This window comes from Bradyrhizobium algeriense (assembly GCF_003062295.1).
Classification (GTDB): domain Bacteria; phylum Pseudomonadota; class Alphaproteobacteria; order Rhizobiales; family Xanthobacteraceae; genus Bradyrhizobium; species Bradyrhizobium algeriense.
Genome location: NZ_PYCN01000009.1, coordinates 59,949 through 86,152 on the forward strand (window position 1 = coordinate 59,949; position 26,204 = coordinate 86,152).

Sequence of the window (26,204 nt, forward strand, 5' to 3'; positions counted from 1 at the left end):
CTGCGTTTGCGATGAGCAGTCAGTCGCCCAACCGGTTCCTGGTCGCGCGAAGAATGTCGTCCGATAGCTTGAGATCGTTCACCGCCCGGACGAGCACGAGCCGCCGTCGCCGAAGTGATGCGGCGCGACGGCCGCATTGACCTGCTCGTGAACAACGCCGGCTTCGGTGTTGCCCCTGCCGGGGCGGAAGAGAGCTCGATGGATCAGGCCCGAGCGATTTTCGAGACGAACTTTTTCGGACTGGTCCGGATGACGCGCGCCGTCGTGCCTCACATGCGACGCCAGGGGAATGGCCGCATCATCAACATCGGCTCCGTGCTGGGCTTTCTGCCGATGCCTTATGGCGCGCTCTATGCCGCAACTAAGCACGCAGTGGAAGGCTATTCGGAATCGCTCGACCATGAGCTGCGCACCAGGGGCATCCGGGTCTCGGTCATCGAACCCGCGTACACGAAGACGCCGTTCGACGCGAACTTCATGGAGCCGGATGCCAAGCTCGATGCGTATCGCGAGGCACGCGAAGGCGTGACCCAGAGAGTGAACGAGGTGATGGCAACGGCCGTACAGCCTGGCGTCGTGGCCGACACGGTCCTGAAGGCGGCCAACGCGACGCACCCGAAAATCCGATACGCGGCCGGCAAACTCGCGAACCGCCTGCGATTACTTCGCCGATTTGCGCCCGCCGGCTTGGTGGATGCCGGGATTCGAAAGGACCTGCGGCTTGATGCGCTACCGGCGTCGCAGCCTGCGCGCACCGCCCGAGCATACTGACCGCGTGCGGCCGATCCAGGTCGACACACCGCAGGCCACCAGCGTCGCACCAGCGATTCGGCGCCGTTCACCTCACGCCTCCAGCAACTGCATGCCGGCCTGCACGCCGGGCCGCTGCGCGATGCGCTTGGCCCAGGCGCGCAGGCGGGGCAGATCGGCCAATCGCTCGATCAGCGCGCGGCGCAGCACGTAATTGGGGTACAGCATGATGTCGGCGAACGAGAAGTCGCCGGCAAGGAAATCGTAGCCCTGCAGCTGCTGGTCCACGTAGCCGAAGTATCGAATGAAGCGCTGCTCGAACAGGTCGACCGTGCTCTGCACCTTCTCGGGCGCGACCACCGCCACCTGCTGCAGGCCGGCGCTGGCACCGCCGATGTCGGTGGCGGCCTGCATGCACCATTGCATCGCCGTGTAGTGGGTCGCCTCGTCCGTCGGGATGTGGCGGCCGGCCTTGTTGCATGCGTACAGCACGATGGCGCCCGATTGCGCCAGCACCCGCGGCCCTCCCGGCGCGCCGTGGTCGACGATGGTCGGGATCTGGCCGGCAGGGTTGATCGCCAGATACTCCGGCGTCTTGTGCGCCTTGCGGCTTAGGTCGACCGGGATCACCTGGTGCGCGAGCCCGCACTCGGCCATCGCGAGCGTTGCGCGGAGACCGTTCGTGGTCCCCCATGCGTACACATCAATCATGCTGGCCAGTTCCTCTGGGTGTGTGCTTCGCCTGCGGCCATCACTCGAGCTTGATGCCCGCGTCCTTGATCAGCTTTGCCCAAGCTACTGCCTGATCCGCCAGCCACGCCTTGTACTCGGCGGGGGTGTAAGCGCGCGGCTCGACCTTGAGCTGGAGGCGGAGATGTGCGAGGCCTTCGGCGTATCGCGCCCGGTCGTGCGAGAGGCCATGTCACGGCTGCACGCGGACGGCGTGGTCGAAACCCAGCGCGGCGCGGGCTCATTTGTGCGGCTGCGCCGCGACGCGGAGTTGTTCAAACTCGCGCCCATCGGCGGGCTCCCAGAACTGCTGCGCTGCATGGAGCTGCGCAGCGCCATCGAAGGCGACGCAGCCTACCTCGCGGCCAGCCGACGGACCGATGAAGACCTGGAAGAAATGCGGGCCGCGCTGGACGAACTGGCTCAAGCCATCGAGACGCGCCAGATCGGCCACGCGGCCGACCTGCGCTTCCACCAGGCCGTGGCTGTAGCCTGCCGCAACGATCTGTTCGCCAACTGCCTGCAGGCCCTGTCGACGCAGATCTTCGACTTCATGCGCGTGATGCGCAGCTTGGCTTTGAGCAGCACCCATGCGCGGCTGCGCATGGTGCAGGACGAGCACGTGCAGATCTACCGCGCCATCTTGGAAGAAGACCCCGACCGCGCCCGGCAGGCAATGCGCCAGCACATCGCCAATTCCAAGAGCCGCACCCTGGCCGATACGGTCGCTACTTGAAATCAAACCATCGCGTTTGGACGAGACGCGGTGCTCGCGATGGGACCCGCAACTCATTGAAGTGGCATTGCCTAGCCAGATGAAAAAAAGCCCGCCTAGAGCGCGGGCGCGCGGGCTTTGTTTAGTAGTCGATCGCGCTCCAGCACGAGGGCATCGTCACGCAAGGCGTCGTCGCCTAAAAACCGCGGTTGATCGCCGCGGTTTTTTTTGGTCTGCCTATCAACAGCGCAATGCGTGCCGGGAACTCGGGCAGCGCCATTGTCGCGCACGCTACTCGATCGGCAGGTCGGCCACTATCAGGGTCGCGGCGGCGCCTGCTCCATCTCGGTCGCAGCCGGGTATTTGGACCTGAGCAGAGAGCGGCGGCAACAGTAGCGCGACCCCTTCCAGCCACGTAAGAGCATCCGCCGAAAGCCAAGCTGCTCAGTGTCCCGAACGCAACATCCTCCGTTCTTGTTCCATTTTATAATGACGAATAGGCGCTCTTATCAAGGAGCTGCGCGCTTTCGACGAGGTCGATCGCCTGATCGCGTAGTTCGCGCTTGAGAACCTTACCGAGCGAATTTCGCGGTAGCGCGTCGACGATGAATATGTATTTTGGCTTCTTGTAGCCGGCGACCAGGTTGCGGACGTGCTCGACAACTGAGGCCGGCGTGGGAGCGGCTCCTTTCTCCCGCTCGATAAAGGCCGCGACCGCCTCTCCGAAGACGGCATCGGGCACCCCAATCACCGCGGCGTCTGCGACGTGGGGATTCTGCAGAAGGGCCTGCTCGACTTCCTTGGTGTAGATATTGAAGCCGCCGCTGAGCACCATGTCCTTCTTGCGATCGACAATGTAGAGGTAGCCGTCTTCGTCCGCCTTGGCGACGTCACCGGTATGTATCCAACCATCCTTGATGGTCTTCGCTGTCTCGTCGGGCCGGTTGTAGTAGCCGCGCATCACCGAATACCGGCCGGGTTGCCCCACGCGCACGAGCAGTTCGCCTGGCTCGCCCGTCTTCACCTCGATACCCGCATCATCGACGATCTGAACCTCGACGCCGGGCGTCGGCCGGCCGATCGATGAGGCATGATCGAATTGCTCGTCGTGTGAAAGCGAGGTAACGCCGCCTACCTCGGTCATCGCGAAGAACGACACAAGCCGTACGTCCGGAAGCAGCTCGAGAAACTGCCGCTTCAGCTCGACCGGAAACGCTTCACCCGTCACGACGATGCGCCTAAGCGAGGCGCAGCGCGAGGGATCGGCATTGATCTCGGGAAGCAGCATGCGACACACTGTTGGGACCATGCCGACGACGGTGATCTTTTCCTTCGCGATCGTGTCGACGGTCTCACGCGGATCGAACTTCTTCATGACGACGAGCGTGCCGCCGAGCGTGAGCGAATTGGCAAGCCGCGCGAATCCCGTGCGATGGGCGAGCGGCGTAGTCACGAGATAGTGGTCTTCGCTCGAAATTCCCCATTCGACGGCGTTTATGAAACAATGCTGAACGACCACGTTCGAGTGGGTTATAATGGCTCCCTTCGGTTTCCCGGTCGTCCCCGAAGTGTACATTATGATTGCGTCATCCGACTCGATCGACAGCCGCGGTAACAGATCGGGCTCGGCCTTTCTTAGCTCCGCATACTCGACTGCGCCATCTACGTCCCTTCCTGTGGTGATCCAGACCGCATCCGGATTTGCCTGCAGCACTTCAGAGATAGGCACCCCATTTCCTTCGAAAACAATCGCAAGGGGTTGGCTGTCGGAACAGATATGCTGCAGCTCGTGGGACGTTAGCCGCGTCGTGACCGGGATCACGATCGCTCCTAGCGAGAACGCCGCGTAGTATAGTTCGACGATCTCAACGCCGTTGGACACAAACACGACAATCCGATCACCCGGACCAACGCCTTGCGTCCTAAGACCGCTCGCGACGCAACGGATTCTACTATCGAGTTCCAGATAGGTAAGCCGTTCGTCGCCACAGACCAGGGCAATCTTGTCAGGGTGACGCACGGCTTGCGCGCTGAGTATGGTTTCCAGACGCATGTCGGGCCTCAGACCACGTTAAATGCTGGATACTGTACTTCGTCAGAAAGACGATCCCACGCCACCTCGACGCGTTGGCCGATTTTGACCGTATCGGCGTCCTTGTTCAGGATGTTACCAAGGATGCGAACGCCTTCGTCGAGCTGGATGGTTGCGACCGAAAGGGGAAGCCGCCCGTCGAGACCGGGGCCAGGAACGCGGATCACGGTGCAGGCATAGATCGTGCCCTTGCCCGCTACCTCGCGCCATTCCAGATTCCGGCTGCCGGTGAAGATGCTTACCGGACGCGGATAGTGCTGAAACTGTCCGGTGTCCTTGCAGTACTGCAGCACCAGCCTGCCTGCCTTGGCGCCATCCCAAAACGGCTTGGTGTCCACGTAAACCGAAGGTTTCGGGATGGGACGTCCCACCTTTTCTTCAGCCATTTTATGCCTCCAAAATCATAGCAGCGCTGGTACCCCAGTTCCGCGCATAAGGAATAACGCCGATGCCGGTCACCAGCGCGTTCTTCGGATTTGGCACCTGGCGTCCGCCGCCTTCCCCGAACAGTTGTCGAACGGCCTCGGCAAGATTGAGGCCCCCACTGGCAAGTCCGGGTTGACCGGCCGAGATCTGGCCTCCTCCCGTGTTGAGCGGCAGCGTTCCCTTGTGCGAGAGATCGGTATCGAGGGTAAAATCGCTGCCTTGACCGCGTTTGCAGAAACCGAAGTCCTCGAACTTCATCATGACGGCGATGGTGAAGTCGTCATAAGGCTGGAACATGCTAATGTCCTTCGCTGTCAGGCCTGATTGCTTGAACACCTTCGGCGCTATCGCCGAAAAGCCGGTTTCAGTGATCTCCGAGAGCGGTTGATTGCCGTTGAAATTCGTCACTTCGGCATAGGCCGTGGGAAACACCATCTTGGTGATCCCGAGGCTGCGAGCCTTCTCCTCTGTTGTTACGAGAAACGCGTTTGCGCCGTCGCAGAACATGACGCAGTCGAGGAGGCGCAGTGGATCCGCAATGACGCGCGACTTTTCGTAGTCCGCCATCGTGATCGGTGTCTTGAACTTCGCGTAGGCGTTCTCGTTATGAAGAGCATGCTCTCGCTGCGTGATGGCGATTTTTCCTAGCGCTTGCGACTTGATGCCAAACTGATGGTTGTACCTGCTCATCAGAAGCCCGAACGTTGCCGGCGGCCCCTGGACGCCGGGCGGATCCTGGAATTCCGAACGGTAAGCTCCGTAGTTTGCGCGCCACGCGGTGCTTGGAGCATCAGCGGACAGAACGACGACGACCTCGCAATGTCCGTCGCGAATGGCGGAGGCCGCGCGGGCAACGCCTCCAGTCGCCGAGCATCCGCCAGTTCCGCCGTAATTGAGCCAGGTCGGCGTAAGGCCCAACGCTTCGGTCATGTAGACGGCAAAGAACGGATTGGGACATTCGCTTAGAGGAGTCGTCACGGAGAGGCCGTCGATGGTATCCTTTGAAATGCCGGTTGCGGCGAGAAGCTTGGCCAAGGCCTCGCCTCCGAGGTCAAACGCGCTGCGTCCCGTCTTGAAGTCAATCGCCGTCTCCGAATAGCCGGCGATAACAACGTCGCGTTTCTTCGCAGTCATTTTTATTCCCCGCGGAACTCTGGCGACCGCTTTTCACGAAAGGCCTTCAGCCCTTCGTCGCGATCCTTGGTGAAGTAGAGCAGGAAGGATGCGTCGCCCTCGGCGTCGAAGCCGTCAGCCAGCGACATGTCGATGCCTCGGTCGATCACGGACTTCGTCATCATCACCGGGATCGGTGCGTTGTCGCTGATGCTTTTCGCGATCTCGCGAGCCTTTTCGAGTGCCTTCCCCTGCTCCGTGACATGATTGAGGATGCGGTATCGCTCGGCTTCCGCGGCGGTGATCCGCCGGCCTGTCCACATCAGTTCTTTTGCGAGCGGCTTGCCTATCAGCCTTGGAAGCGTCTGGGTGCCGCCGCCGCCCGGCATCATTCCCAGCTTGATCTCGGGCAGTCCGAATCTTGCGTTCGCGCCGGCGACAATGATGTCTCCGACGAGCGCAAGCTCAAGGCCTCCGCCCAACGCAAAACCCTCGATAGCGGCTATCAGCGGCTTGGTAAAACCACCGATGTCCTTAAAGAGCCGATTCACCTTCCGGGTCCTCTTCCGGAATCGGTAGAAATCGAAATAGCCGTTTTCCTCGATCTGGAATTCGCTGGTGTCGATACCAGTACAAAATGCCTTGTCACTGCCAAGCAGAATGACCGCCCGTACGCTCCTGTCGTGCTCGACTTCATTGAGGATCGCGAGGATCTCGTCGGCCGTCTGTTCTCGAAGCGAATTCAGCTTGTCAGGCCGGTTGATCGTGATTTCGACCCACCCATTTTCCCGGTTGAGGATAACGTCCTGGTAATTCATCTGTCTTCGTCTCCGATGATTTCAATGTTCGGTTTGGGATTCGCCGCCCATGGCGGCTGCGATCTGAGCGTGAAGTTCGGCGATCCTGCGTGGGTCGGACCTCGCTTCGTCGTCGATCCTGATTTCGAGAGCGACCTTGGCCGGGGGGCTCAATACCAGCGCGCGGTCGGCCATTTCGAGTGCATCATCAATCCGGTGAGTAATCAGCAGGCAGGTCTTTTGAAATTCCCGCGCGATCTGAAGGAAGTCCCGGCGCAACGTTTTTGACGTGACATGGTCGAGTTGACTGAACGACTCGTCGAGGAACACGATTTCGGGATCGATGGCGAGTGCGCGGGCAAGCGATACGCGCTGCCGCATGCCTCCCGAGAGCTCATGGACATATTTGTCGTCGGCACCCTCAAGACGTACGCGCGCAAGCCATTCCCTGGCGCGCGTCCGTGCCTGTGACCTGGATTTTCCAAGAATGAGCAGTCCAAGCTCGACGTTTTCGACTGCCGTACGCCACGGCAACAGCCTGTCGGTCTGGAAGCTGACCGAAAGCCGTCCCTTGAGGGCTTTGAAGGACGCGTAGGGATCGAAGCCGGCCACCCGAATCTGGCCGGAGTTCGGGCACGTCGTACCCATGATCAGATTCAAGACCGTGCTTTTCCCGGCGCCGGTCTGCCCGAGGAGAACCACAATCTCACCGCGGCGGACACTCATCGAAAGATTATCGACTGCCAGATAGGTGCCGAACGTCTTGGTGACGTCGCGGACCTCAATAAGGTTTTCTTCGGTCATCTTACCGTCGCCTCCGCGCGCCATTTCAGAGAGATTTTCTCCAGACCGTTCACGAATGCCTGCAGCAGCAGGTTCAGGATGACGAGGAAGGAGGTCCATGCCAGCACCTGATCGATCCGAAACGTCGATTGGGCGAGGTTCATGCGCGCGCCGATACCGACTGCGGATGCAACGAGTTCGGCGAAGATCACCATGCGGATCGCGTAGCCGATCACCGATTTCGTGGTGAGGAAGATGTAGGCCACGATGTGCGGGAGAATGAGGTAGCGAAGCACCTGCCAGCGCGACGGGCGGAAGCTCTCGATCATGTCGACGAGTTCCTTCGGTAACGCCCGTACGCCTTCGTAGACATTGAGAGCGTAGAACGGCAGCAGGATGACGAGCAGAATGAAGAAAATTCGCGATTCCGGATTTTTGAACCAAAACACCGCAATCAGCATCCACGACAGCGCGGGAATGCCGGTATCGATAACGACGATGGCCTTCAGATATGGGCGAACGGAAGGAAACATTCCCATCGCGAGACCGATCAACACCCCCGCAACCATCGCAATCATGACGGAAATGGCCAGGCGCACGAGAGTGACCACAACGTGGTAGGGATCCGAGAAGAACAGCTCCCGCGCCGCGTTCCAGACGATCACGGGCGACGGCATGATATAGTCCGGCACGAAGCGGCTGGTGATTTCCATTGCCGCAAGAAGGACAACGACCACGACGCACGTCGCGAAGATATCGCGTCTACCCTCGGGATTCTTCCGAGCCGCTATCACTCCGGTCAGGGGCTTAACGAGTTCCGCGGCGACTGAGCGCTCCGGACGCGACGTTCGATCGGTTCCTACCGCAATGGACATGGGTCTTTCCGTCATGATCGATCAGGAAGCAAAGAAATTTTGATCGACCGGCTTGGTCAGCAGGCCGTTGCGCGCCAGAAACTCGCTCGCAAACAGTATCGACGATCTCGAAAGTTCATCGCTCATGGGCCGGTAGTTGAAAGCGAGGCGCTTCGAACTCATGGCCTCCTTGAGCGTGTCTGGCGCAACGCCGGTCTTGCTGCCAAATAGATCGACGGCCTTCGCCGTATCCACATTGATGCCGCTGATGCAATCTTCGAAGACCTTGCTGACCTTCGCTGCGATGCCAGGATTGGCGTCGGCCAATTCCTTCCGGATCGCCACGCCAAAATAGGGTAGCTCCAGCCCTCCCGAGAGCCTTTTGTAGACGTCGCCCGCCTTCAGGATCACACGTAAGTCGGGCTTCTTCATCAGACCCGTCGTTATGTTTGGCTCCCACGACAAGGCCGCATCGGCCCGATCGGCCATCAGCAGCGTCACCGACGCGGCAGGATTGTCGACGTTCTGGATCGTCGCCTCTTTTTCGATGTCGAAACGGAACGCCTCGTTGATGAGGGCCCTGACCATGCGATAGGTACCGGTCGACTGCAGGGCCGCGATCGTCTTGCCTTTGAGCTGCGACACGTTGTCGACGCCGCCCTTGGGCGCCAACAGCGCGATCATGTTGGCGTCGGTGATTGTACAGAGGTACTTGATGGGCACGCCGGCCTGGTACCGGGCAGCGAAGGTGTCCCAACTACCGATGCAGACGTCGTAATTTCCGGCGACGAAGTCGTTGTAGTAGGTCGACACCGCCGTATACGGGGCCGGATCAGGAAAGGAGAGACCGTTCTTGCCGCCGAGATCGTTCGCGAGAATGTACTGAACCGGCAATACGGTAAAACCCGGCTGCAGCGATGCCCATCGCACCCGAATATCCGCCGCTGCCAGCGCATGCCGGATGGACGATGGCAACGCAAATGAGCTCGCGGCCGCAGCGGCGAGTAAGTTCCGCCTTGTGAAGTGCGCCATTTTCTCCTCCCGGAATCGCTGCGTGGTCCGCGTCTTTTCTTGCTTTTGGCTTCGCTACGACCCGGTCCGGCAATTCGAAGCCGATCAGGATTCCAAAGCTTAAATTGACCCTAAACTTGCCAAAGTCGGGACGATAGCGCATTTTCAGACCCCCATCGGCCCAAAAATGGGACGAATTCAATCAGGGAGTCCACGCGGTGGCGAGAAAACTGGACCTGAACGCGCTCCTGCTGTTTTTCGAGGTCGTCAATGCCCGCAGCATCAGCAGCGCGTCGAAAAAGCTCGAGATTCCAAAATCCACCGTCAGCCGTAAGCTGATGTTTCTGGAAGATCAGCTCGGCGCGGTCCTGTTCAAGAAAGGAGGCCGCAAACTTGCCGTCACCGATATCGGTCAGGCGCTTTACGAGCACTGCGAACGCATCGCCGCCGAAATAGAGGAAGCGGGTCTCGGCACGACGCGCATGCAAACGGAACTGCGGGGAATGCTCCGGGTCAGCATGCCCGTGGATTTCGGCACCGGTTGGTTAAGCAGCGCAATCGCCGCATTCGCCGTCAGTTATCCCGATATCCATCTCGTGATCGACGCCAACAGCCGCTGGATCGATGTATCGGTCGAACCCTACGATGTCGCTGTGCAACTGGGCACTCTTCCGGAGACGCACGGCGGCATCCGCCACCTGGCAAGCATTACGCGCGGCGTTTATGCGAGCCCGTCGTTCCTCGAAAGAAAGGGAGTTCCCCTCAGCGTAGACGATTTCGAACGCTTCGATTGCATCGTGACCGAACATCAGCGTGCCGAAGGCGTCTGGAATTTTCGCAGCGGGCTTGGTGTCAAGGTAATCGACGTCGTCGGACGGATCTCCGTGAATCACATCGGAGTGGCACGTGAGCTTGTGATCGGCGGGGTCGGACTTGGCATCCTCCCAAACATCATGTGTCAGAACGATGTAAGAGCCAAACGGCTGATTCGCGTGCTCACCGACTGGGAAAGTCCGTCACTGCAGGTCAGCGCAACATTTCTCGGCAAGCGAAAGGAATCGCGACGCTTGCGCGCGTTTCTCGATTTCATGGAGCGCAAGCTCAAGATCGAAGGCAGCGCCGGCCAATCTTTATCGGCGACGCAAGGCGTAGCTGAACTGACAAGGACTTGACGGGACCGTTACAGAAGGAGATCGACCACCTCTACACCACACCGCAATTCTGATAGACGTGCTTGATCTCGACAAAATCGTTCAGCGCCTCGTAGCCATGAAGGCGGCCAAGACCGCTGCGGCGGTAGCCGCCCGTTTCGGCTTCGGCAAACAGCTTGTTGTGGTCGTTGATCCAGACTGTGCCATTCCGCAGCGCGCGCGCCACCCGCATCGCGCGTGCGCCGTCGTTGGTCCATACACTGGCTGAGAGCCCATACTCGTTGTGATTTGCCCTGGCGACGGCCTCCTTCTCATCTTCAAATTTCTCAATCACCACCAACGGGCCGAAGATTTCCTCCTGGATAAAGAATGCAGCGGTGTCGTGGTGCGCGACAAGCGTGGGCGTGAGAAAGAACCCCCGAGAAAGATCGCCGTCCGGCCGTCCCCCGCACAGGACAACCTCGTCGGCAACGTCCATAGTTTCTGCAATTCGCCTGGAGACGCTCTCCAGAGAGGCCGCGTCGATCAGGGGTCCCATCTCCGCTGCGGTTTCTGTGCCTGCTCCAACCTTGACGCGTGCGAGAGCGGACCCGAGTGCGCTCTTCATTTCATCGTAACGCGAAGCGTGGACCAGTACGCGGCGGGCTGCGGTGCATTGCTGCCCGGCGATGATCGTAGCCGCCGCGGCGAGCTTCGGAGCGACGCCAGCCACGTCCGCATCTTCGAACACAAGGCAGGCCGATTTCCCGCCCAGCTCACGCGACAGCTTCTTCATGGTCGGGGCCGCCGCTGCCATAATGCGCTGGCCCGTGGCGTTTGAACCGGTGAAGCTTATGACGTCCACCTCGGGTGAGGTGACGAGATATTGCGCAACGTCATGGCCGTCTTCCGAGAGAAGATTGACAACTCCATTAGGCAAGCCTCGTACCTCGTGGAGGCATTTTACAAGCTCGGCGGTAATCAACGCGGTTTGCGGCGCAGGTTTGATAACCACGGTGCAGCCCGCGCAAAGCGCAGGCGTAAGTGCGCGAATTAAGAGCACTGCGGGCGCATTCCACGGGATGATGAGCCCGGCGACACCGGCCGGTTCCTTCAGCAGGGTCGAATATGCTCCGGGTTCGACCTCGAACACGTGGCCGGGAATGTAGCGCGTCAAGCCGGCATAGTAGCGGATCTCCGATACGCTGCCGGCGATCTCGCCCCGCGAGTGCGCGAGCGGCTTTCCATTCTCCAACGTAAGGAGATGCGCCAATTGCTCGCCGCGGCTCTCCATCAGATCGGCCCATTGCAGCATCACAAGTTGGCGGAGTCGTGCATTCTGCGCCCACTCGGGACGGTCAAAAGCGCGGCGTGCCGCGGCAACGGCCGCTTCTGCATCCGCGCGCCCGCTTGCTGCATAACGTCCCAGGATATGCTGGGTCGACGGGTCGATGCTCGGCACCGTCCGTCCGGATTGAGCGGGTTGCCAAAGACCGTCGATGAGATTGCGAGCCTGCGTTGATGTCATAAAATGCTGATCCTGGAGTTTGCTTGCGAAGCGCACAGCACGACGTGACCCGGCGAGTGGGAGTCCTTCTGCCGGGTCACGTTCGATGCTGGCCTTACAGCCCTAGAGCCCGGTAAAATTCGGAGCGCGTTTGGCGTTGAAGGCCTCGACACCTTCCTTGAAATCCGCCGATTGACGCAGACGGCTGTAACAATGGCCCTCGAGTTCGATCGCGATGGCCAGCGTCGAATCCTCGGTATCGTTGAGGAGCTTCTTTGCCGTGCGCTGAGCCAACGGCGAGAACGTGCGAAGCTCGTCCACGAGCTTGTCGGTCGCCTTTTCCAGTTCACCATCAGGCACGCACTCGGTCGCAATTCCCCATTCCTGCGCCTGCTTTCCGGAAATCCGCTTCGAACGCATGACGATATCCTTGGTGCGGGTGATGCCGATCATTTTCTGCAGGCGCGCGGATCCGCCCGAACCGGGAATCTGTCCGAGTTTCTGCTCCGGCAAAGCGTAAAATGTCGTCTCAGATGCGATCCTGAAGTCGCACGCCAGAGAGAGTTCGAACCCGACCCCGAAACAATATCCGCGGTTGGCAACGATCACCGGCTTGGCGCAACGCGCCGGCGAGGCGATATTCCAGGCGAGCTTCGACACGTGCTCCGGCGTCGCTTCCATGAAGCCTCCGATATTCCCGCCGCTCGAGAAATGTTCGCCGATTGACCGCACGACAATGACCCTGACGCGCGGATCCTCGTCCAGAGTCTCGAACACCAGCCGAAGCTGGTCGCGCTGCGGCATCGCTACGATGTTGTAGGGAGGCCGGTTGAGGACGATGTCGGCCCGTTCGTGCGCCTCGTCGATTTCCACCTGGAAGCCGTCGAGCTTGCCGAGACGCGGGTCGGCGAATTTGAAAGGTGATGGCATTTTCGTTTTCCTCTTGATGATTGAACTAAGCTGCGGTTGGTGGCGGACGACTTTCGGATTCGTATTCACCCGCGACGAGCAGCCGTCTCAGCAGTTTTCCTACGGGGGACTTCGGAATGGCATCGACGAAGACGAAGCGGCGAGGACGTTTGAAGTTGGTCAGCCCGGAGTCGCGGCAGAATGATTCGAGTTCGGCTTCACTGACCGGCGCACTCCGCTTCACGAAAGCCGCGACGATCTTGCCCCATTTCTCATCGGCAAGACCGACGACCGCAACCTCCGCAACCGCGGGGTGAAGGGAAAGGCAACTTTCGATCTCAACGGGCGAAACATTCTCACCGCCCGTGATAATCATGTCGTCGACACGTCCCGTTACAAACAAATCGCCGTCGCCGTCGACAAAACCGGTATCGCCGGTAAAGTACCAACCCTCACGCAGCGATTTCAAATCGGCATCGGGGCGCCGCCAATAGCCTTCGAAGGCCTCGTCGCCGGCAAGCGACGCGATGATTTCGCCCTCCTCACCCGGCGCGGCGACTTCTGCCGCCGAGCGGGCGTTCATCCGGACCACCTTGACGTGCTGGTTGATCCCGGCCTTGCCCGCCGAACCTGGTTTCGCCGGGGCGTTCTGATCGATCGTAAAGGTGTAGATTTCCGAGCTGCCGTAATGATTGACGAACAGATCCGGCTTGAAGACCTCGTTGAGCTTCTTGAGCAATCCGTCGGTCATCGAGGCGCCGGCAAAGCCGAGCTTTCGCACGCTTGATACCTGCGCCGAGGGGAACGCTTCGTGGTGGACAAGATCATGATAGAGCGTCGGCACCAGGTAGAGATTGGTGATCTTCTCGCGCTCGATCAGCTTGAGTGCCTGGCGGCTATCATAGCGTGGCAGACAGACGAAGGCGCCGCCGATCAGCGACATCGCCAGCAAGGAGCGGACACCCATGGTGTGATAGAGCGGCATCACGCCGAGCGTCCGCTCGCTGCGGCCATAGAGATTTTGCGCAACATGCGCGATCGCCGCCGCGCGCTCGGCGCGATGGCGGCGCGGCACGCCCTTCGGCCTGGATGTCGTGCCCGACGTGTAGAGCATAATCGACCAGGCATCGGCACTGGCGCGAGGCGACGCATCCGGCGCGCTGCCCTCGATCAGGTCGGCAAACGCCATCGCGTCGCCGGTCCGCAGGCCGATCGATACACGCTGTAGCCCGGCCGCGCGTGTGGAATTGTTCACGGCTTCGGCAGAAACGTCCTCATAGAACACAGCACAGGCCTCGGAATTCTCGATGCAGAAATCGAGTTCGTCGGCCTTGGCGCGCCAGTTGATGGGCGTGATGACGAGTCCTGCGAGTTGGCAGGCCCAATGCAGGGTCGCCGCCTCCCAGCGGTTCTGCAGCGCGGTGACAATGTGATCGCCGGGCTTGAGTCCGATACGATCGAAGGACGCCACCAGCGACGAAATCCTGTAGTACCACTGTCGATAGGTGAGGCGGATCTCGCCGTCGACCAGTGCAGTGGCGTCGGGATCGCGCGCGACACTCGCAATAAAGCTGCTGCCGAGATCAAGCATCTGTCTTCTCTTTGCTGGTTTCCGCAAGCTCGGCAGCGGCCTCGAGCGCCGCCTTGACGATCGACGTGTAGCCGGTGCAGCGGCATAGATGGCCGCTGAGGAGATCGCGGATATCGCTTTCGCTCGGCGCCCGATGGTCCAGCAGGTAATGATCGAGCGACATCAGGATGCCGGCGGTGCAGAAGCCACATTGCAAAGCGTGGTTGCGGCGGAAGGCCTGTTGCAGAATGCCGAGTCGATCGGGTGATGGGGCGAGGCCTTCGATCGTGCGCACGTCGCAGCCTTCGACCTGGGCTGCCAGGGTCAGGCATGACCTCGCAAGCATGCCGTCGACGACAATCGTGCACGCGCCGCACACGCCGTGCTCGCAGCCGACATGGGTCCCGGTCGCGCCGATCTGCTGGCGCAGGAAGTCCGAGAGCAGCGTGCGCGGCTCGGCCTCAGCTTCTACCGGCCGGCCGTTCAGGGTGAAACGGATGGCATGACGGCTCTCGGCGCTCAGACGCGTCATTGCAGCACCTCGCGCACCAGATCGCGGCCAATCATGCGCACCAGATCCCGTCGATAACGCGCGGTCGCGTGCACGTCGCTGCGCGCGTCGAGCTCGTAGGCAAAGCCGTTCAGCGCATCGTCGAGCGCACTGCCGTCCAGGCGCGGCCAGTCGCGCACCAGCGGGACATCGCCGACGCCGCCGACGGCGAAGCGGACGCCTTTCGACGTCGCGACCGCCGCACAGGCCACGATGGCGAAGTCGCCATGGCGGCGGGCTACTTCGCGGAAAGCGCATCGACCTCTGCCTTGGGCTGGGAACGAGACGGCTTCGATAAGCTCATCTTCCGCCCGTGCGGTCAGCATCATCCCAAGGAAAAAGTCGTTTGCTGCCAGGCGCCGGCGCCGCTTCGCGCTACGCAAATGGACCTCACCGCCGAGCGCCACCAGCACAAGCGGCATCTCCGCGCTCGGGTCGGCATGCGCGAGCGAACCGCAGACAGTGCCGCAGCTGCGGGTCTGCACATGTCCTACCCATGGCAGCGCCAGCGCGAGCAGCGGCAGGGTCCCGGCGAGCGCTGGCCAGGCGAGCAAGGCGGCCTGGCGCACCCCCGCTCCGATCGTCACCACCTCCGCCGATTGCTCGATCCGCCCCAGCTCGCTCAGCCGCATGATGTCGATCAGGAGCTTTGGCTTGGCGAGCCGCATATTGAGCATCGCCATCAGCGATTGCCCGCCGGCGAGCACGCGCGCATCGCCGCCCTCTTGCGCGAGCCCATCGAGCACCTCGCCGACGGATTCGGCTCGGATATAGTCGAAGGCGGCGGGCTTCATCGTCGCCCTCCAAATAATGCCGCGAACTTCTGGAGCCACGCGAAGGATGAGAAGTCGCTTGCCGGCGCGCCACCGCCGGCCTCGCGCGCCAGCGCCGCAAAAAACTGCCCGATGATCACCCGCATGGCACCATCGAGCAGCCGGCCGCCGATGCTGGCCACCTTGCCGCCGATCGCAGCGTCATAGCTGTAGCGCAGCCGGGTGCCGCCTTTGCCGTCGGGATCGAGCGTGATGCGTCCCTCGGCGCCGCCGAAGCCGAGCGCACCCTCCGCTTTGCCTCGCAGCGTCACTGCATGCGGTGGATCGAGATCGAACAGCTCTACGTCGGCGCGATAACGTCCGCTGACCGGCCCGATGCCGAGCGTTACATCAGCGCGGAAATGCGTCTCGGAAATCTTGTCCACGCGCTGGCATCCGGGGATCACCGCTTGCAATGTCCGGGGATCGAGCAGCATCGTCCACACCTGCTCCGGCGCCGCGTTGACGGTCGCACCGCCCTCGCCGTGCAGACGGCGGTCTCCTTCGCGCGCAGGCGCGGCCCTCGATTGCCCCGTCGGCGGTTCCGGCTCCGGACCGCGCACCAATTCGGCGAGCTTTGCCGGCAGCAGCGGCAGCGTGACGTCGGCGAGCCCCAGCGCGTCGGCGACCGCATTGGCGATGCACACCGGCGTGGACATGCAATTGCCTTCACCGACGCCCTTTGCCCCTAGCGGGGTGAACGGCGACGGCGTTTCCATGTGAATGATTTGTGGCTCGGGGACTTCGGCCGTGGTCGGCAGCAGGTAGTCCGCGAACGTTCCGGTCAGAAAGCTGCCGTCGGCGGCATAGGCATATTCTTCGTAGAGCGCTGCCCCCAGGCCTTGCGCAAAGCCGCCGCGGATCTGGCCGTCCACCATGCCCGGATGCAGGATGGTGCCGCAATCATGCATGGTCACGTAGCGGTCGATGCGGGTTTCGAACGTCGTACGGTCGATTTCGACGCCGCAGAAGTCGAAGATGAAGCCATGGCAAAGCGAGGAGTTGATGCGGTCCTCGTCATCGGGCGCGGTCAGCTCGGGCGGCGTCCAGAACACGGTCTCGCGAATGGTCTGTCCGGCATCATCGGGCACCGAGCCAGGCGACCAGTGGCCCAGCGCAGCGAGCCGGGAGAATGCGACCCGGTTCTCGGGATTGTGTTTCGATGCCACAAAGCCGCTGCCGAACACGATGTCACCCGGCTCGACATTCAGCTGGCTGGCGGCAATACGCGCGAGGCGGGCCGCGATGCGCTCGGCGGCCAGTTTTGCCGTACCGGCCACGGCCGCTGCAAAACGGCTCGCATAGTTGCCCGAGGCAATCGACCAGGCGTCCTTGGCGGTATCGATTTCGGTGTTGACGCGCACGTCCTGCGGCTTGAGGCCGAACACATCGGCCACCACCTGTGACAGCACCGTGCGATGGCCCTGCCCTTGCGGCACCGATGCGACGTGAACCGTAACCCCGCCGACCGGATCGAGCGCGACCGTCGCGGTCGCCTGCGCACCGTTCTTCGGCCCCGCCTTGCGCCGCTCGGCAGCCGTGAGAACGGTGGTGATATAGCCCATATTGGAGACGCTGGGCTCAACAACCGCGGTAAGCCCGATGCCATAGAGGCGGCCTTGCGCACGCGCTTCGTCGCGGCGAGCCTTTAGCTCTTCCAGTTTCCCATGCCCGACGGCTCTGGCGACAGCTTCCTGGTAGTTGCCGGAATCGAGCAAGGCGCCGGTCGCCGTGCGATAGGGAAAGGCATTCGCAGGGACGAGATTGCGCTTGATGACTTCAAGCGGATCCAGCCCCAGACTGATCGCGATCCGCTGCACCAGCCGTTCCAGTGCATAATATACCTGGGGTCCGCCAAAGCCGCGATTGAGGCCGCTCGGCGTCTTGTTGGTGACGACGACGCGATTGCGCACCCTCATGTGGCGAATGTCGTAGGCACCGCTGAGATTGCCGTGCATGCGGTAGAGCGTGGCCGGCTCCGGCGCGCGCAAATGAGCGCCGCAGTCCTCGACCTGGTCCCAATCGAGCGCGAGGATTTTTCCATCCGCGGCGACGGCGGCGGCGAGCGTCGTCGCGCGGTTGGTCGCCGAGACCGAGGCGGTGAGATGTTCGAGCCGATCCTCGATCCATTTCACCGGCCGTCCGACGGCGCGCGCCGCTGCGCCGATCAGCACGATATAGGGAAATACACCCTGTTTGACGCCAAAGCTGCCGCCCGAATCCGGCGGCGTGCGCAGTCGCAGCCGATTGCCGGGAACTTTCAGCGCGCGCGAAAGCACGGTGTGAATGCTGAACGGGCCTTGGAAATTGGCGAGAACATCGAAGGCATCTTCGCCGGCGTCATAGGACGCGATCACGCCATAGGTTTCGATCGGCGTGCAGGAATTGCGCGGATATCGGATATCGATCGAAACGTGATGTGCAGCGTCTGCGAATGCCTGCTCCGGATCGCCGTAACGGAAACTGCGGTCGCTGGCGAGATTGCCGGGAAAGCCGTCATGCAGGACCGCCGCATCGGCTGCGAGCGCCGCCAGCGGATCGAGCACAGCGGCGCACGCCCGATACTCGACATGAATGAGTTCGGCGGCGTCTTCGGCCCGCGCACGATCGGTCGCGATGACAATGGCGACGGGCTCACCGACATAGCGAACGCGCTCGGTTGCAATCGGCCAGCACTCAACGGGTGCCTTCACGCCCACGACCAGGCTCGCGGTCAACGCCTTGACTTGCTCGCCCGTGAGAACGGCCGCGACGCCCGGTGCCCGCCTCGCCGCCTCCGCCTCGATCGAGAGAATTTCAGCGTGCGCATGTGGCGAGCGAAGGATTGCGGCGTGCAGTGTGCCTGGCAGCGTGCCGAGGTCATCGATGAACCGGCCGCCACCGCTCAAGAGCGCAGCGTCCTCGACGCGCTCGATCGAACGGCCGACCCACGGCGGTATCGCCGAAGCGTCCTGGTCGACCATAGATGCTGATCGAAACGCGGCCGGCGCCATTCCGACATTCCTCCTCGTCGCCCTCTTCGACGCGACGCCCATCAGTTGTCAAAAAAGTGGCGGGCACCGGCCATACCGCCTGCTCTCACCAGTTATCAAATCGTCTCATTTGCAGCTGCGGGTGGGCCGTAGTCAGGCCGCGAGTCGCGCGACATTGCGGAACTCGCGCGGACTGACACCGGCATGGTCACGGAAGAAGCGCGTGAAATGCGCGGGCTCCGGAAACCCGAAGCGTTCGCTGAGTTCACTAAACGGTGTGTCCTGGTGGATCACCGCATCGAGTACCCGCTCGATGCGCATCACGTTCAAGTAAATCTTTGGCGACACGCCGAGCGAGGACTCGAACAGGCGAAAGAACTGCGCACGCGATAGCCCCGCGCCTTTCGCGAATTGATCGACACTGGCGCATGCACCCTCTTGGGCGCGCATCGCTTGCGTTATCCGCTTGATCCGCCAGTCGCAGGTCATCGCGTTCATGCCGCGGACTGAACTTGGGAAGCTGCGCCAGGGTGTGAAGCGCTCGATCACCGCGATCATCAGGTCCGAGAGCGCCTGTTCATGGGCGCGTAGACAATCCGGACGCTCTATCATATCGGTCGCGAGCTGCCGGGTGAGCTGGTGGATCCGCGGCGAGACCTCACCCGAAGGCCGGTCGAAAAAGCCCGGTGCACCGCTGGCAGCCCAGCCTGGGCGAAACTCCTTTAGCCAATGCGGCTCGACGTAGAGCGCGAGAATGAGGGTCCGCGGCTGCGCCGAATCGTGCACATAGGCGTGCGGTTTCCAGGCATCGACCAGCACCGCGTTGGTGTCAGTAAGCGGACATACCCGATCTCCCACCAGAAATTGCGTGTCAGCGCCTTCAACCTTCAGCAGGACGTGGCAATGCGGGTGCGCGTGACGCACCAACGAGCGGTCCATATCCAGGAGTGCAACCCTTCCGAAGGCGCCATGAGCAATCCGCAAAGCTGTCGACATGCCGTTCTCCCTTCAGATGCTTTTTCCCTGTTCTACCACCACAAGGTATGCCGTTCAGTGCGAGGACCGGGTCACGTCACGCGATGCAACCGCGCGCTGGCGCAACTGCGTCAACGTGGCAGTCGGCGTGATTGCTTCCGGATCGATCTTCAGTTCGAGCACCGCCGGCATGCTTCTTTCGTCTGCAAAAGCCTTTGCCCGCGCAAACGCCGCGGCAAACGTCCCAGTTTCCAGCACCTGTTCGCCATAGCCGCCGAAGGCACGGGCGAGCAGCGCAAAATCCGGATTCTCGAGCGCCGTGGCGTGAACGCGGCCCGGATATTCCTTCTCCTGGTGCATACGGATCGATCCGAAGATGCCGTTATTGACGACAATGGCAATCACGCCGAGCCCATGCTGTGCCGCGGTCGCAAGTTCGTTGGCGCTCATCAGAAAGCAACCGTCTCCGGCAAAGCAGATCGCGGTACGATCAGGATGGACCAGCTTGGCCGCGATCGCCGCCGGCAGGCCATATCCCATCGATCCGGAAGTGGGCGCAAGCTGCGTCCCGAAGCCGCCATAGCGGTGAAACTTGTGGACCCAGATTGCGTAATTGCCCGCGCCGTTCGAAATGATCGCGTCATCCGGCAGCGCTTCGCGCAAGTGTAACATCACCGCTCCGAGATCAACCGAACCCGGCATAGATCCTGGTAACTGATCGGCAACCAATTCATCACGCGCTGCAGCGATCCACGCTTTTCGCCGCGTTTGCGCCTCCGGCTTGTATCCTTCCGAGGGCCGCAGCCGTGCCAGCGCCGCGGCGACTTCAGGCATGCCGGCGTTGATGGAAAGATCGGTTTGATAGATGCGGCCGAGCTCGTTCGGATCGGCATGCACGTGAACAAAGCGCTGGGCCGGCCGGGGAACCTCAAATAACGTATAGCCCGACGTCGTGGTCTCACCCAGGCGTCCGCCAATGGCTATGACCAGGTCGGCGCTGCGAATGCGTTGGATCAGCTTTGGGCTGGGGCCGAGGCCGGCGTGCCCGATATAGCTCGAATGGCGATTGTCGAGAATGTCCTGCCGCCGGAAGCCCGCGACGACAGGCAGGCTGAAGGTCTCGATGAAGCTTTTGAGATCCGAACAGGCACGGGTATTCCAACCACCGCCGCCAACCATCACGAGCGGCCGTTCGGCAGAATCGATCATCTCGACAAGGCGAGATAGTTGGGCAGCGCCGGGATGCGCTGCGGCGCGCACGTAAAGTCCGGCATCCGCAACGACGGCTCGTTCGGCGAGCATGTCCTCCGGCAGCGAGACCACGACCGGCCCAGGCCGGCCCGACGTCGCGACGTGGAATGCGCGGCTGACCAGCTCGGGGATCCGCTCGGTGCGATCTATCTCGACTACCCATTTGGCCATGCCTGAGAACATCTGCCGAAAGTCGACTTCCTGCCACGCTTCCCGTCCCAGCATGCCGCGGGCGACCTGCCCGATGAACAGGATCATCGGGGTGGAATCCTGCGAGGCGGTGTGAACGCCGATTGTCGCATGGCTCGCGCCCGGGCCTCGCGTGACAAAGCAAATCCCGGGCTGGCCCGTCAGCTTTCCATAAGCCTCGGCCATGTGCGCCGCGCCCCCCTCATGCCGCGTCACGATTGTCCGGATCGTATCGTCGGCGCCGGCCAGCGCATCGATCGCCGACAGGAAGCTTTCGCCCGGAAGGCAGAATACCGTATCCACGCCGTGGATCTTCAACGCGTCAATAAGAATTTCGCCGCCGCTACGCAGGCCTGAGGTCGTCAACATCGGTCGTTATTCACCTCTTAGAATACGGTAGAACGCGGCACTGGAATCCTTCTGCAGCACCGAGGCGAGATCGACTTGCTCCTCGCCCTTGACATGAATGCGCTTGAAATCGAGTTCGGGTGCATCGATCGGCACCGTCGCATCCAGACCCATCTTTGCGCTGATACCGTTTTTGGTGGTCGGATCAAGCTTGGATCCAAGCGCCCCGGAGATAACGAGGAGGTCGCGATCGCACTGGAAACGCGTGGCGATAGCCCATTCAATCTCCTCGGGGTCGCTGATGTTGACGTCCTTGTCGACGATGACTACCTGCTTGATGTCGTAATGCGCGCCAAAGGCGGACATGATGATGTTCTTCGGCTCGCCGTCGGCCGTCTTGTCGATCTGCACCGCCAGGTGATAGCGGCAGACCCCGCCGCGCGTGAGGCGCACATCGAGCACGTTGGGAAAGCTCCGCCACAGGTGCTGCAGCAGCGTCGCCTCGCGCGGCACCCCGCCGAGAACGAGGTGTTCGTAGCTGCCGCCGACGATGGTGTGAAAAATCGGCTGGGCGCGGTGCGTCACCAAATCGACCTCGATCACCTCGCGATTGGCGCGTGGCCCGTAATATTGGGGAAACTCGCCGAACGGCCCTTCGGGCTCGCGGACTCCAGGAAGGATTCGCCCCTCGATCACGATCTCCGCATGCGCGGGAACGCGAACCGAGTTGGTCTTGCATTTGACGACATCGACCGGATAGCCGAGCAGCGCGCCGGCAATCTCCATCTCGTCTTCGTCCAGCGCTGCAATCGCCTGCGACGCCAGCATCAGGGCGGGATGCACCCCGATCACGATGGCAATCTCCAGCGCCCCGCCCGTTTCTTCCGCCATTCGAAAGTAGGCGAGCGTATGACGCGGCAGCAGGAGAACGCCTATCCGATTCGGCCCGCTGATCTGGCAGCGATGGATCGAGACGTTCTGGATTCCGGTACGCGGATTGCGGGCGATCAACAGACCCGCGGTGATGTAGGGTCCGCTGTCGCGTTCATTGTGTTTGGGGATCGGCAATTGCTTGAGTAGATCGACCTCGCTGTGAACGACTTCCTGCACCGGCCCGCTTGCCACCTCCCGGGTCGGAAGCGGCGTGCGCGCCGCTGCAATAAAGCGAGGCAGCAATTGATCCTCGCTGATCCCGATCGCGTCCGCGACCCAGTCGCGCGCGGCAAACAGATTGGCGACGACGGGAATGTCATGTCCGCCGGGCTTTGGGAACAGCACGGCACGATCACGTTCGAGCCGCTTCGATACGGCCGCGAGTTCATCGGCAAGGTCGATTCCCTCGCGGGCGACGGCCAGCTTGCCGTGCTCGGCAAGATGAGCGAGCCAGGAGCGCAAATCCTTTGGCGTGTCCGCTGCGGCGGATTCTGTCAGGTTTTCGGTCCGCATGTTGAGATCCTTTCCCCGGCTTTCTTCAACCATTAGGGCGCGATTTTCTTCAGCGAACGACGCTTCAAGGCTTCGTCTTCACCCCAGCGGCGAACCACGCCGATGTCGATGCCGAACAGATCTAGCACGCGTCCGACCGTGTGCTCGACCATGTCGTCCAGGCTGTCCGGCTTGGCGTAGAAAGCCGGCACCGGCGGCGCGATGATGGCGCCGATCTCCGAAAGCGCTGTCATGGTACGCAGATGACCGGTGTGCAGCGGGGTCTCGCGCACCATCAGCACCAGCCGTCTCCGCTCCTTCAATGCGACATCGGCTGCCCGCGTCAGCAGCGTGGTGGTGACGCCGGAAGCAATTTCCGACATCGACCGCATCGAACAGGGGGCGACGATCATTCCGGCCGTGCGAAAGGAACCGCTGGAGATCGAGGCTGCCATGTCGCCGATGGGATGGTTGAAGTTGGCGAGCGCCCTGACCTCGGCAATCTTCAGGTCGGTTTCATAGGCGAAGGTCAGCTCGGCCGTCTTCGACATCACGAGATGTGTCTCGACGCCGGCGTTGCGCAGCAGTTGCAGCAACCGCACGCCATAGATCACGCCCGAGGCACCCGAGATGCCGATTATCAACCGTTGTGGCAGCCGATCCTGCATGGCCTTTCGACGGCGCTCCCTCTCGCTGCTGCGACATCATCTATCGGCAGCAAATTACGGCGATCCCGAACCCTTCTTTCGTGGAGCGGGGCGTTCCGGCCCGACGTTCGCGGCTCGAACCATCAGGATTTGAAGCAATCGTAGGGGGAAGCCAGCATCAAAACAAATAATGATTGATTATCATATTGATCATCTGAAATGATAGCGAGGCGGCCGAGGAACAGGAGGGACGCGATGGAATTCAGGCTGATGCAGTACTTCCTTTGCCTCGCGGAAGAAAAGAACGTTACACGCGCTGCCCGTCAGTTGAACATCGTGCAGCCTGCACTGAGTATGCAGATCGCCAAGCTCGAGGCCGAGCTTGGTCAAAAGCTGTTCGACCGCAGCAGCCACGGAATGACACTGACCGTCGCCGGCGAAGCTCTATCCCGGCTGGTGAGCCCTATCCTGCGCGACGTTGAATACGCCAAGCAGGAGATGGCAGGGCTTAACGGCCGCCTTTCAGGCAAGGTATCTGTCGGACTCATTACTTCGGTAGCGCAGAGCACGATGGCAAGCTCTTCCGCAACGGTCGCGAATCTATATCCTGAGATCACGCTCTCGGCATGCGAAGGCTACACCGAAACCCTGACCGACTGGGTGAACTCCGGGCAGCTCGATTTTGCGTTGATCAACGTGCCGCGCAGGCGCATCTCGCTGACGACCCACCACGTGATGGAAGAGGAGATGGTATTCGCCTGTCAGAAGGACGCATCGATCAAGCTGCCGGCAACGCTGCGGTTCGAGCATCTGGCGGATTTCGATCTGGTGCTGCCGTCGAAACGGCATGGCCTGCGAATGATTCTTGAGGAGCACGCCGCCACAGCTGGTATCGAGTTGAAGCCGAGGCTGGAGCTCGACACCTTGCCTGCACTTTGCGAGGTGGTTGCCACCACGAATCTCGTCACGGCGCTGCCGACGATCGCGCTGCAGCAATCGCTGGCGAACGGCAAGGTGAGAGCGCATCGTTTCGACGAATCGGGAATTTCCCGCTCCATCGCCTGGGTCCATCACCCACGCCGGATGGTATCCGCCGCGGCAAGAGCGGTGCTTGATATCATACGCAGCGACCTGGTCGAGGCGGCGAGATCGGCCAGCAACTATGTGCAGCCGGGTACCGCAGCTGCTTCAAGACGCAGGACACCGCGCCCCAAATCACGATCTGCGCGACCCTGACCAATCATCAAGAGCTATCAATGTCATCATTCGTAATTATTTGCGCTGATGTTCGCCCGCGCCCTAAGAGAAGTCCCGCTATGCAATCAAGGGACGCTTCTCATGTTGGGCAATCTTGGCCGCAGCTTCTCGCCGCATGCGCAGGCCTGGGGCGCCGGCAGCGGAACGGGCCCCGAGGCGCGCCTGCGTCGACGCCTGTCGACCCTGGACGACATTGAGCGTCGCGCCCGTCGCCGTATTCCGCGCTTTGCCTTCGACTTCCTTGAGGGCGGCACGGGAAACGATCTGAACACGCTGCGCAATCGGCAGGCTCTGGATGCCGTGCAGTTGGTGCCGCGCTATGGCATGCCTGCTCCCGTTCGTACCGAGGTCGAGCTGTTCGGTATCAATTGCGCGATGCCAATCGGCATTTCGCCTGTGGGAGTCGATGGCATCGTCTGGCCGGGCGCCACCCGGATCTTTGCGGCGGCTGCCGGCAAGCTGCGAATTCCGTATATCGCCGGCACCCTCGCAACCGCCTCAATTGAGGAAGTTGCGGAGCTCGCTGGCCCGTATGGGTGGTTTCAACTCTACGGACTGCCCGCAGACGACCATTCCGTCACCTTCGATCTGGTCAGACGGGCCGGCGCGGCCGGCGTGCACGTCCTCGCCGCAACACTGGATGCTCCGGTTCGCTCCAAACGGCCGCGCGACCTGCGCAACGGCCTGGTGGTCCCGTTCCGCCCTACCGCAAAGACCATCTTCGACGTCGCTTCGTCGCCGCTCTGGCTGCTGGCGCTCGCGAGAGCGGGCACACCGGCCTTTCGCAATATGGAACGCTATGTCGAGAAGCCGGCGACGCTGGCGAAGACGGCCGGCTTTGTGCAGAGCCAGATTAAGGGCACGTTTTCCTGGGATAGCGTTAAACGAATACGCGATGCATGGTCCGGGGCGCTGGTTGTGAAAGGTGTTTTGCATCCTGCTGATGCCGAGCAAGCGATTGCCGTGGGAGTCGACGGGATCCTAGTCTCGAACCATGGCGGCCGACAGCTCGACGCCGCTCCGGCGGCGATCGATGTCCTTCCCGCGATCGCAGCAACCGTCGGCACCAGAGCCACCGTCCTGTTCGACAGCGGCATCCGATCGGGTCTGGACGTTGCGCGCGCCATCACGCTCGGAGCTCGCGGCACATTTGCCGGCCGCGCTTTCCTTCTCGGGCTCGGTGCACTCGGCGAGCGAGGCGCCGGCTACGTCGCAGGTCTTCTAAAGGAAGAACTTGAAACCGCAATGGGGCAACTGGGCGCCCCATCGCTCGACGCGCTCCCGCAACTGACGTTTCGCCATCGGGACGCCTTCGATTTCACTTGAATGCGCAAGGCAAGGCGCCGAATCCTGTGCCGTTCGGTAGGGCACGGACGCATTCTGCTCTCTCCG

Annotated in this window: 22 protein-coding genes and 1 pseudogene; 5 read left to right on the top strand and 18 right to left on the bottom strand. The window is 61.6% G+C overall.

Going from position 1 to position 26,204, the window contains the following annotated elements:
- Positions 1–102: 102 nt before the first annotated feature.
- Positions 103–771: pseudogene (locus C7G61_RS18955) on the top strand (oxidoreductase); the annotation flags it as partial.
- 72 nt (positions 772–843) lie between these two features.
- On the opposite strand, the gene C7G61_RS18960 reads toward C7G61_RS18955, so the two are convergent.
- Complete coding sequence (locus tag C7G61_RS18960; RefSeq protein ID WP_108517025.1) at positions 844–1,461, bottom strand: glutathione S-transferase family protein; 618 nt, start codon at positions 1,459–1,461, stop codon at positions 844–846.
- 163 nt (positions 1,462–1,624) lie between these two features.
- Here C7G61_RS18960 and C7G61_RS18965 point away from each other — a divergent pair, with 163 nt between their 5' ends.
- A complete protein-coding gene (locus C7G61_RS18965; protein ID WP_190241883.1) occupies positions 1,625–2,215 on the top strand; it encodes a FadR/GntR family transcriptional regulator in 591 nt (196 codons plus the stop codon).
- 463 nt (positions 2,216–2,678) lie between these two features.
- Here C7G61_RS18965 and C7G61_RS18970 read toward each other — a convergent pair whose 3' ends face one another.
- The 7 genes from C7G61_RS18970 to C7G61_RS19000 form a co-directional block, all read right to left on the bottom strand.
- Positions 2,679–4,247, bottom strand: a complete 1,569-nt coding sequence (locus C7G61_RS18970) for a class I adenylate-forming enzyme family protein (protein WP_108517029.1) — start codon at positions 4,245–4,247, stop codon at positions 2,679–2,681.
- An 8-nt stretch (positions 4,248–4,255) separates the two neighbouring features.
- Positions 4,256–4,672: a Zn-ribbon domain-containing OB-fold protein gene (locus tag C7G61_RS18975; protein WP_108517031.1), complete on the bottom strand. Its 417-nt coding sequence runs from the start codon at positions 4,670–4,672 to the stop codon at positions 4,256–4,258.
- Position 4,673: 1 nt separating this feature from the next.
- A complete protein-coding gene (locus C7G61_RS18980) occupies positions 4,674–5,846 on the bottom strand; it encodes a thiolase family protein (RefSeq protein WP_108517034.1) in 1,173 nt (390 codons plus the stop codon).
- Between the two features lie 2 nt (positions 5,847–5,848).
- Positions 5,849–6,643, bottom strand: a complete 795-nt coding sequence (locus C7G61_RS18985) for an enoyl-CoA hydratase/isomerase family protein (RefSeq protein ID WP_108517036.1) — start codon at positions 6,641–6,643, stop codon at positions 5,849–5,851.
- A 21-nt stretch (positions 6,644–6,664) separates the two neighbouring features.
- The gene (locus tag C7G61_RS18990) at positions 6,665–7,525 is read right to left on the bottom strand and encodes an ABC transporter ATP-binding protein (protein WP_244608360.1); all 861 of its coding nucleotides are present in this window, start codon (positions 7,523–7,525) and stop codon (positions 6,665–6,667) included.
- Entirely contained in the window at positions 7,423–8,142 is a 720-nt protein-coding gene (locus tag C7G61_RS18995; protein WP_244608361.1) for an ABC transporter permease, read from the bottom strand. The genes C7G61_RS18990 and C7G61_RS18995 overlap by 103 nt, the downstream gene beginning before the upstream one ends.
- Before the next feature lie 159 nt (positions 8,143–8,301).
- A complete protein-coding gene (locus tag C7G61_RS19000; protein WP_108517040.1) occupies positions 8,302–9,291 on the bottom strand; it encodes an ABC transporter substrate-binding protein in 990 nt (329 codons plus the stop codon).
- Positions 9,292–9,488: 197 nt separating this feature from the next.
- Here C7G61_RS19000 and C7G61_RS19005 point away from each other — a divergent pair, with 197 nt between their 5' ends.
- Entirely contained in the window at positions 9,489–10,442 is a 954-nt protein-coding gene (locus C7G61_RS19005; protein ID WP_108517042.1) for a LysR family transcriptional regulator, read from the top strand.
- Between the two features lie 31 nt (positions 10,443–10,473).
- Here the strand turns inward: C7G61_RS19005 and C7G61_RS19010 are convergent, their stop codons facing one another.
- From C7G61_RS19010 to C7G61_RS19055, 10 genes are all read right to left on the bottom strand, one after another.
- On the bottom strand, positions 10,474–11,928 hold the full coding sequence (locus C7G61_RS19010; RefSeq protein ID WP_108517045.1) for an aldehyde dehydrogenase family protein: 1,455 nt from the start codon (positions 11,926–11,928) through the stop codon (positions 10,474–10,476).
- Between the two features lie 102 nt (positions 11,929–12,030).
- Positions 12,031–12,837: an enoyl-CoA hydratase/isomerase family protein gene (locus C7G61_RS19015; RefSeq protein ID WP_108517047.1), complete on the bottom strand. Its 807-nt coding sequence runs from the start codon at positions 12,835–12,837 to the stop codon at positions 12,031–12,033.
- Between the two features lie 25 nt (positions 12,838–12,862).
- On the bottom strand, positions 12,863–14,407 hold the full coding sequence (locus C7G61_RS19020) for an AMP-binding protein (RefSeq protein WP_108517049.1): 1,545 nt from the start codon (positions 14,405–14,407) through the stop codon (positions 12,863–12,865).
- On the bottom strand, positions 14,400–14,918 hold the full coding sequence (locus tag C7G61_RS19025) for a (2Fe-2S)-binding protein (RefSeq protein WP_108517051.1): 519 nt from the start codon (positions 14,916–14,918) through the stop codon (positions 14,400–14,402). Before C7G61_RS19025 ends, C7G61_RS19020 begins: the two co-directional genes overlap by 8 nt.
- Complete coding sequence (locus tag C7G61_RS19030) at positions 14,915–15,730, bottom strand: FAD binding domain-containing protein (RefSeq protein WP_108517053.1); 816 nt, start codon at positions 15,728–15,730, stop codon at positions 14,915–14,917. The genes C7G61_RS19025 and C7G61_RS19030 overlap by 4 nt, the downstream gene beginning before the upstream one ends.
- The gene (locus tag C7G61_RS19035) at positions 15,727–18,741 is read right to left on the bottom strand and encodes a xanthine dehydrogenase family protein molybdopterin-binding subunit (RefSeq protein WP_108517055.1); all 3,015 of its coding nucleotides are present in this window, start codon (positions 18,739–18,741) and stop codon (positions 15,727–15,729) included. Before C7G61_RS19035 ends, C7G61_RS19030 begins: the two co-directional genes overlap by 4 nt.
- A 132-nt stretch (positions 18,742–18,873) precedes the next feature.
- Positions 18,874–19,716 carry a helix-turn-helix transcriptional regulator gene (locus C7G61_RS19040; protein ID WP_108517058.1) on the bottom strand — a complete coding sequence of 281 codons (843 nt, stop codon included), beginning with the start codon at positions 19,714–19,716 and terminating at the stop codon, positions 18,874–18,876.
- 54 nt (positions 19,717–19,770) lie between these two features.
- Positions 19,771–21,504, bottom strand: coding sequence for a thiamine pyrophosphate-binding protein (locus C7G61_RS19045; protein ID WP_108517060.1), 1,734 nt, complete (start codon positions 21,502–21,504; stop codon positions 19,771–19,773).
- Between the two features lie 6 nt (positions 21,505–21,510).
- Positions 21,511–22,929 (bottom strand): UbiD family decarboxylase, encoded by a 1,419-nt coding sequence (locus C7G61_RS19050; RefSeq protein WP_108517408.1) that lies wholly within the window; start codon positions 22,927–22,929, stop codon positions 21,511–21,513.
- Between the two features lie 32 nt (positions 22,930–22,961).
- Positions 22,962–23,576, bottom strand: a complete 615-nt coding sequence (locus C7G61_RS19055) for a UbiX family flavin prenyltransferase (RefSeq protein WP_108517062.1) — start codon at positions 23,574–23,576, stop codon at positions 22,962–22,964.
- Positions 23,577–23,810: 234 nt separating this feature from the next.
- On the opposite strand from C7G61_RS19055, the gene C7G61_RS19060 reads away from it, so the two are divergent.
- Both C7G61_RS19060 and C7G61_RS19065 read left to right on the top strand, forming a co-directional pair.
- The gene (locus C7G61_RS19060) at positions 23,811–24,791 is read left to right on the top strand and encodes a LysR family transcriptional regulator (protein WP_108517064.1); all 981 of its coding nucleotides are present in this window, start codon (positions 23,811–23,813) and stop codon (positions 24,789–24,791) included.
- A gap of 105 nt (positions 24,792–24,896) precedes the next feature.
- The gene (locus C7G61_RS19065) at positions 24,897–26,138 is read left to right on the top strand and encodes an alpha-hydroxy acid oxidase (RefSeq protein WP_202975781.1); all 1,242 of its coding nucleotides are present in this window, start codon (positions 24,897–24,899) and stop codon (positions 26,136–26,138) included.
- The last annotated feature ends 66 nt before the right edge of the window (positions 26,139–26,204 follow it).

What these genes read in the sequence shown, in the direction of transcription:
- C7G61_RS19035 (WP_108517055.1), bottom strand. Translation starts at nt 18,741, where the DNA reads ATGGCGCCGGCCGCGTTTCGATCAGCATCTATGGTCGACCAGGACGCT.
- C7G61_RS19010 (WP_108517045.1), bottom strand. Translation starts at nt 11,928, where the DNA reads ATGACATCAACGCAGGCTCGCAATCTCATCGACGGTCTTTGGCAACCC.
- C7G61_RS18980 (WP_108517034.1), bottom strand. Translation starts at nt 5,846, where the DNA reads ATGACTGCGAAGAAACGCGACGTTGTTATCGCCGGCTATTCGGAGACG.
- C7G61_RS19025 (WP_108517051.1), bottom strand. Translation starts at nt 14,918, where the DNA reads ATGACGCGTCTGAGCGCCGAGAGCCGTCATGCCATCCGTTTCACCCTG.
- C7G61_RS18965 (WP_190241883.1), top strand. Translation starts at nt 1,625, where the DNA reads ATGTGCGAGGCCTTCGGCGTATCGCGCCCGGTCGTGCGAGAGGCCATG.
- C7G61_RS18960 (WP_108517025.1), bottom strand. Translation starts at nt 1,461, where the DNA reads ATGATTGATGTGTACGCATGGGGGACCACGAACGGTCTCCGCGCAACG.
- C7G61_RS19050 (WP_108517408.1), bottom strand. Translation starts at nt 22,929, where the DNA reads ATGCGGACCGAAAACCTGACAGAATCCGCCGCAGCGGACACGCCAAAG.
- C7G61_RS19020 (WP_108517049.1), bottom strand. Translation starts at nt 14,407, where the DNA reads ATGCTTGATCTCGGCAGCAGCTTTATTGCGAGTGTCGCGCGCGATCCC.
- C7G61_RS19045 (WP_108517060.1), bottom strand. Translation starts at nt 21,504, where the DNA reads ATGTTGACGACCTCAGGCCTGCGTAGCGGCGGCGAAATTCTTATTGAC.
- C7G61_RS19030 (WP_108517053.1), bottom strand. Translation starts at nt 15,730, where the DNA reads ATGAAGCCCGCCGCCTTCGACTATATCCGAGCCGAATCCGTCGGCGAG.
- C7G61_RS18990 (WP_244608360.1), bottom strand. Translation starts at nt 7,525, where the DNA reads ATGGACCTCCTTCCTCGTCATCCTGAACCTGCTGCTGCAGGCATTCGT.
- C7G61_RS19015 (WP_108517047.1), bottom strand. Translation starts at nt 12,837, where the DNA reads ATGCCATCACCTTTCAAATTCGCCGACCCGCGTCTCGGCAAGCTCGAC.
- C7G61_RS19040 (WP_108517058.1), bottom strand. Translation starts at nt 19,716, where the DNA reads ATGTCGACAGCTTTGCGGATTGCTCATGGCGCCTTCGGAAGGGTTGCA.
- C7G61_RS18975 (WP_108517031.1), bottom strand. Translation starts at nt 4,672, where the DNA reads ATGGCTGAAGAAAAGGTGGGACGTCCCATCCCGAAACCTTCGGTTTAC.
- C7G61_RS19060 (WP_108517064.1), top strand. Translation starts at nt 23,811, where the DNA reads ATGGAATTCAGGCTGATGCAGTACTTCCTTTGCCTCGCGGAAGAAAAG.
- C7G61_RS19000 (WP_108517040.1), bottom strand. Translation starts at nt 9,291, where the DNA reads ATGGCGCACTTCACAAGGCGGAACTTACTCGCCGCTGCGGCCGCGAGC.
- C7G61_RS18970 (WP_108517029.1), bottom strand. Translation starts at nt 4,247, where the DNA reads ATGCGTCTGGAAACCATACTCAGCGCGCAAGCCGTGCGTCACCCTGAC.
- C7G61_RS18985 (WP_108517036.1), bottom strand. Translation starts at nt 6,643, where the DNA reads ATGAATTACCAGGACGTTATCCTCAACCGGGAAAATGGGTGGGTCGAA.
- C7G61_RS19055 (WP_108517062.1), bottom strand. Translation starts at nt 23,576, where the DNA reads ATGCAGGATCGGCTGCCACAACGGTTGATAATCGGCATCTCGGGTGCC.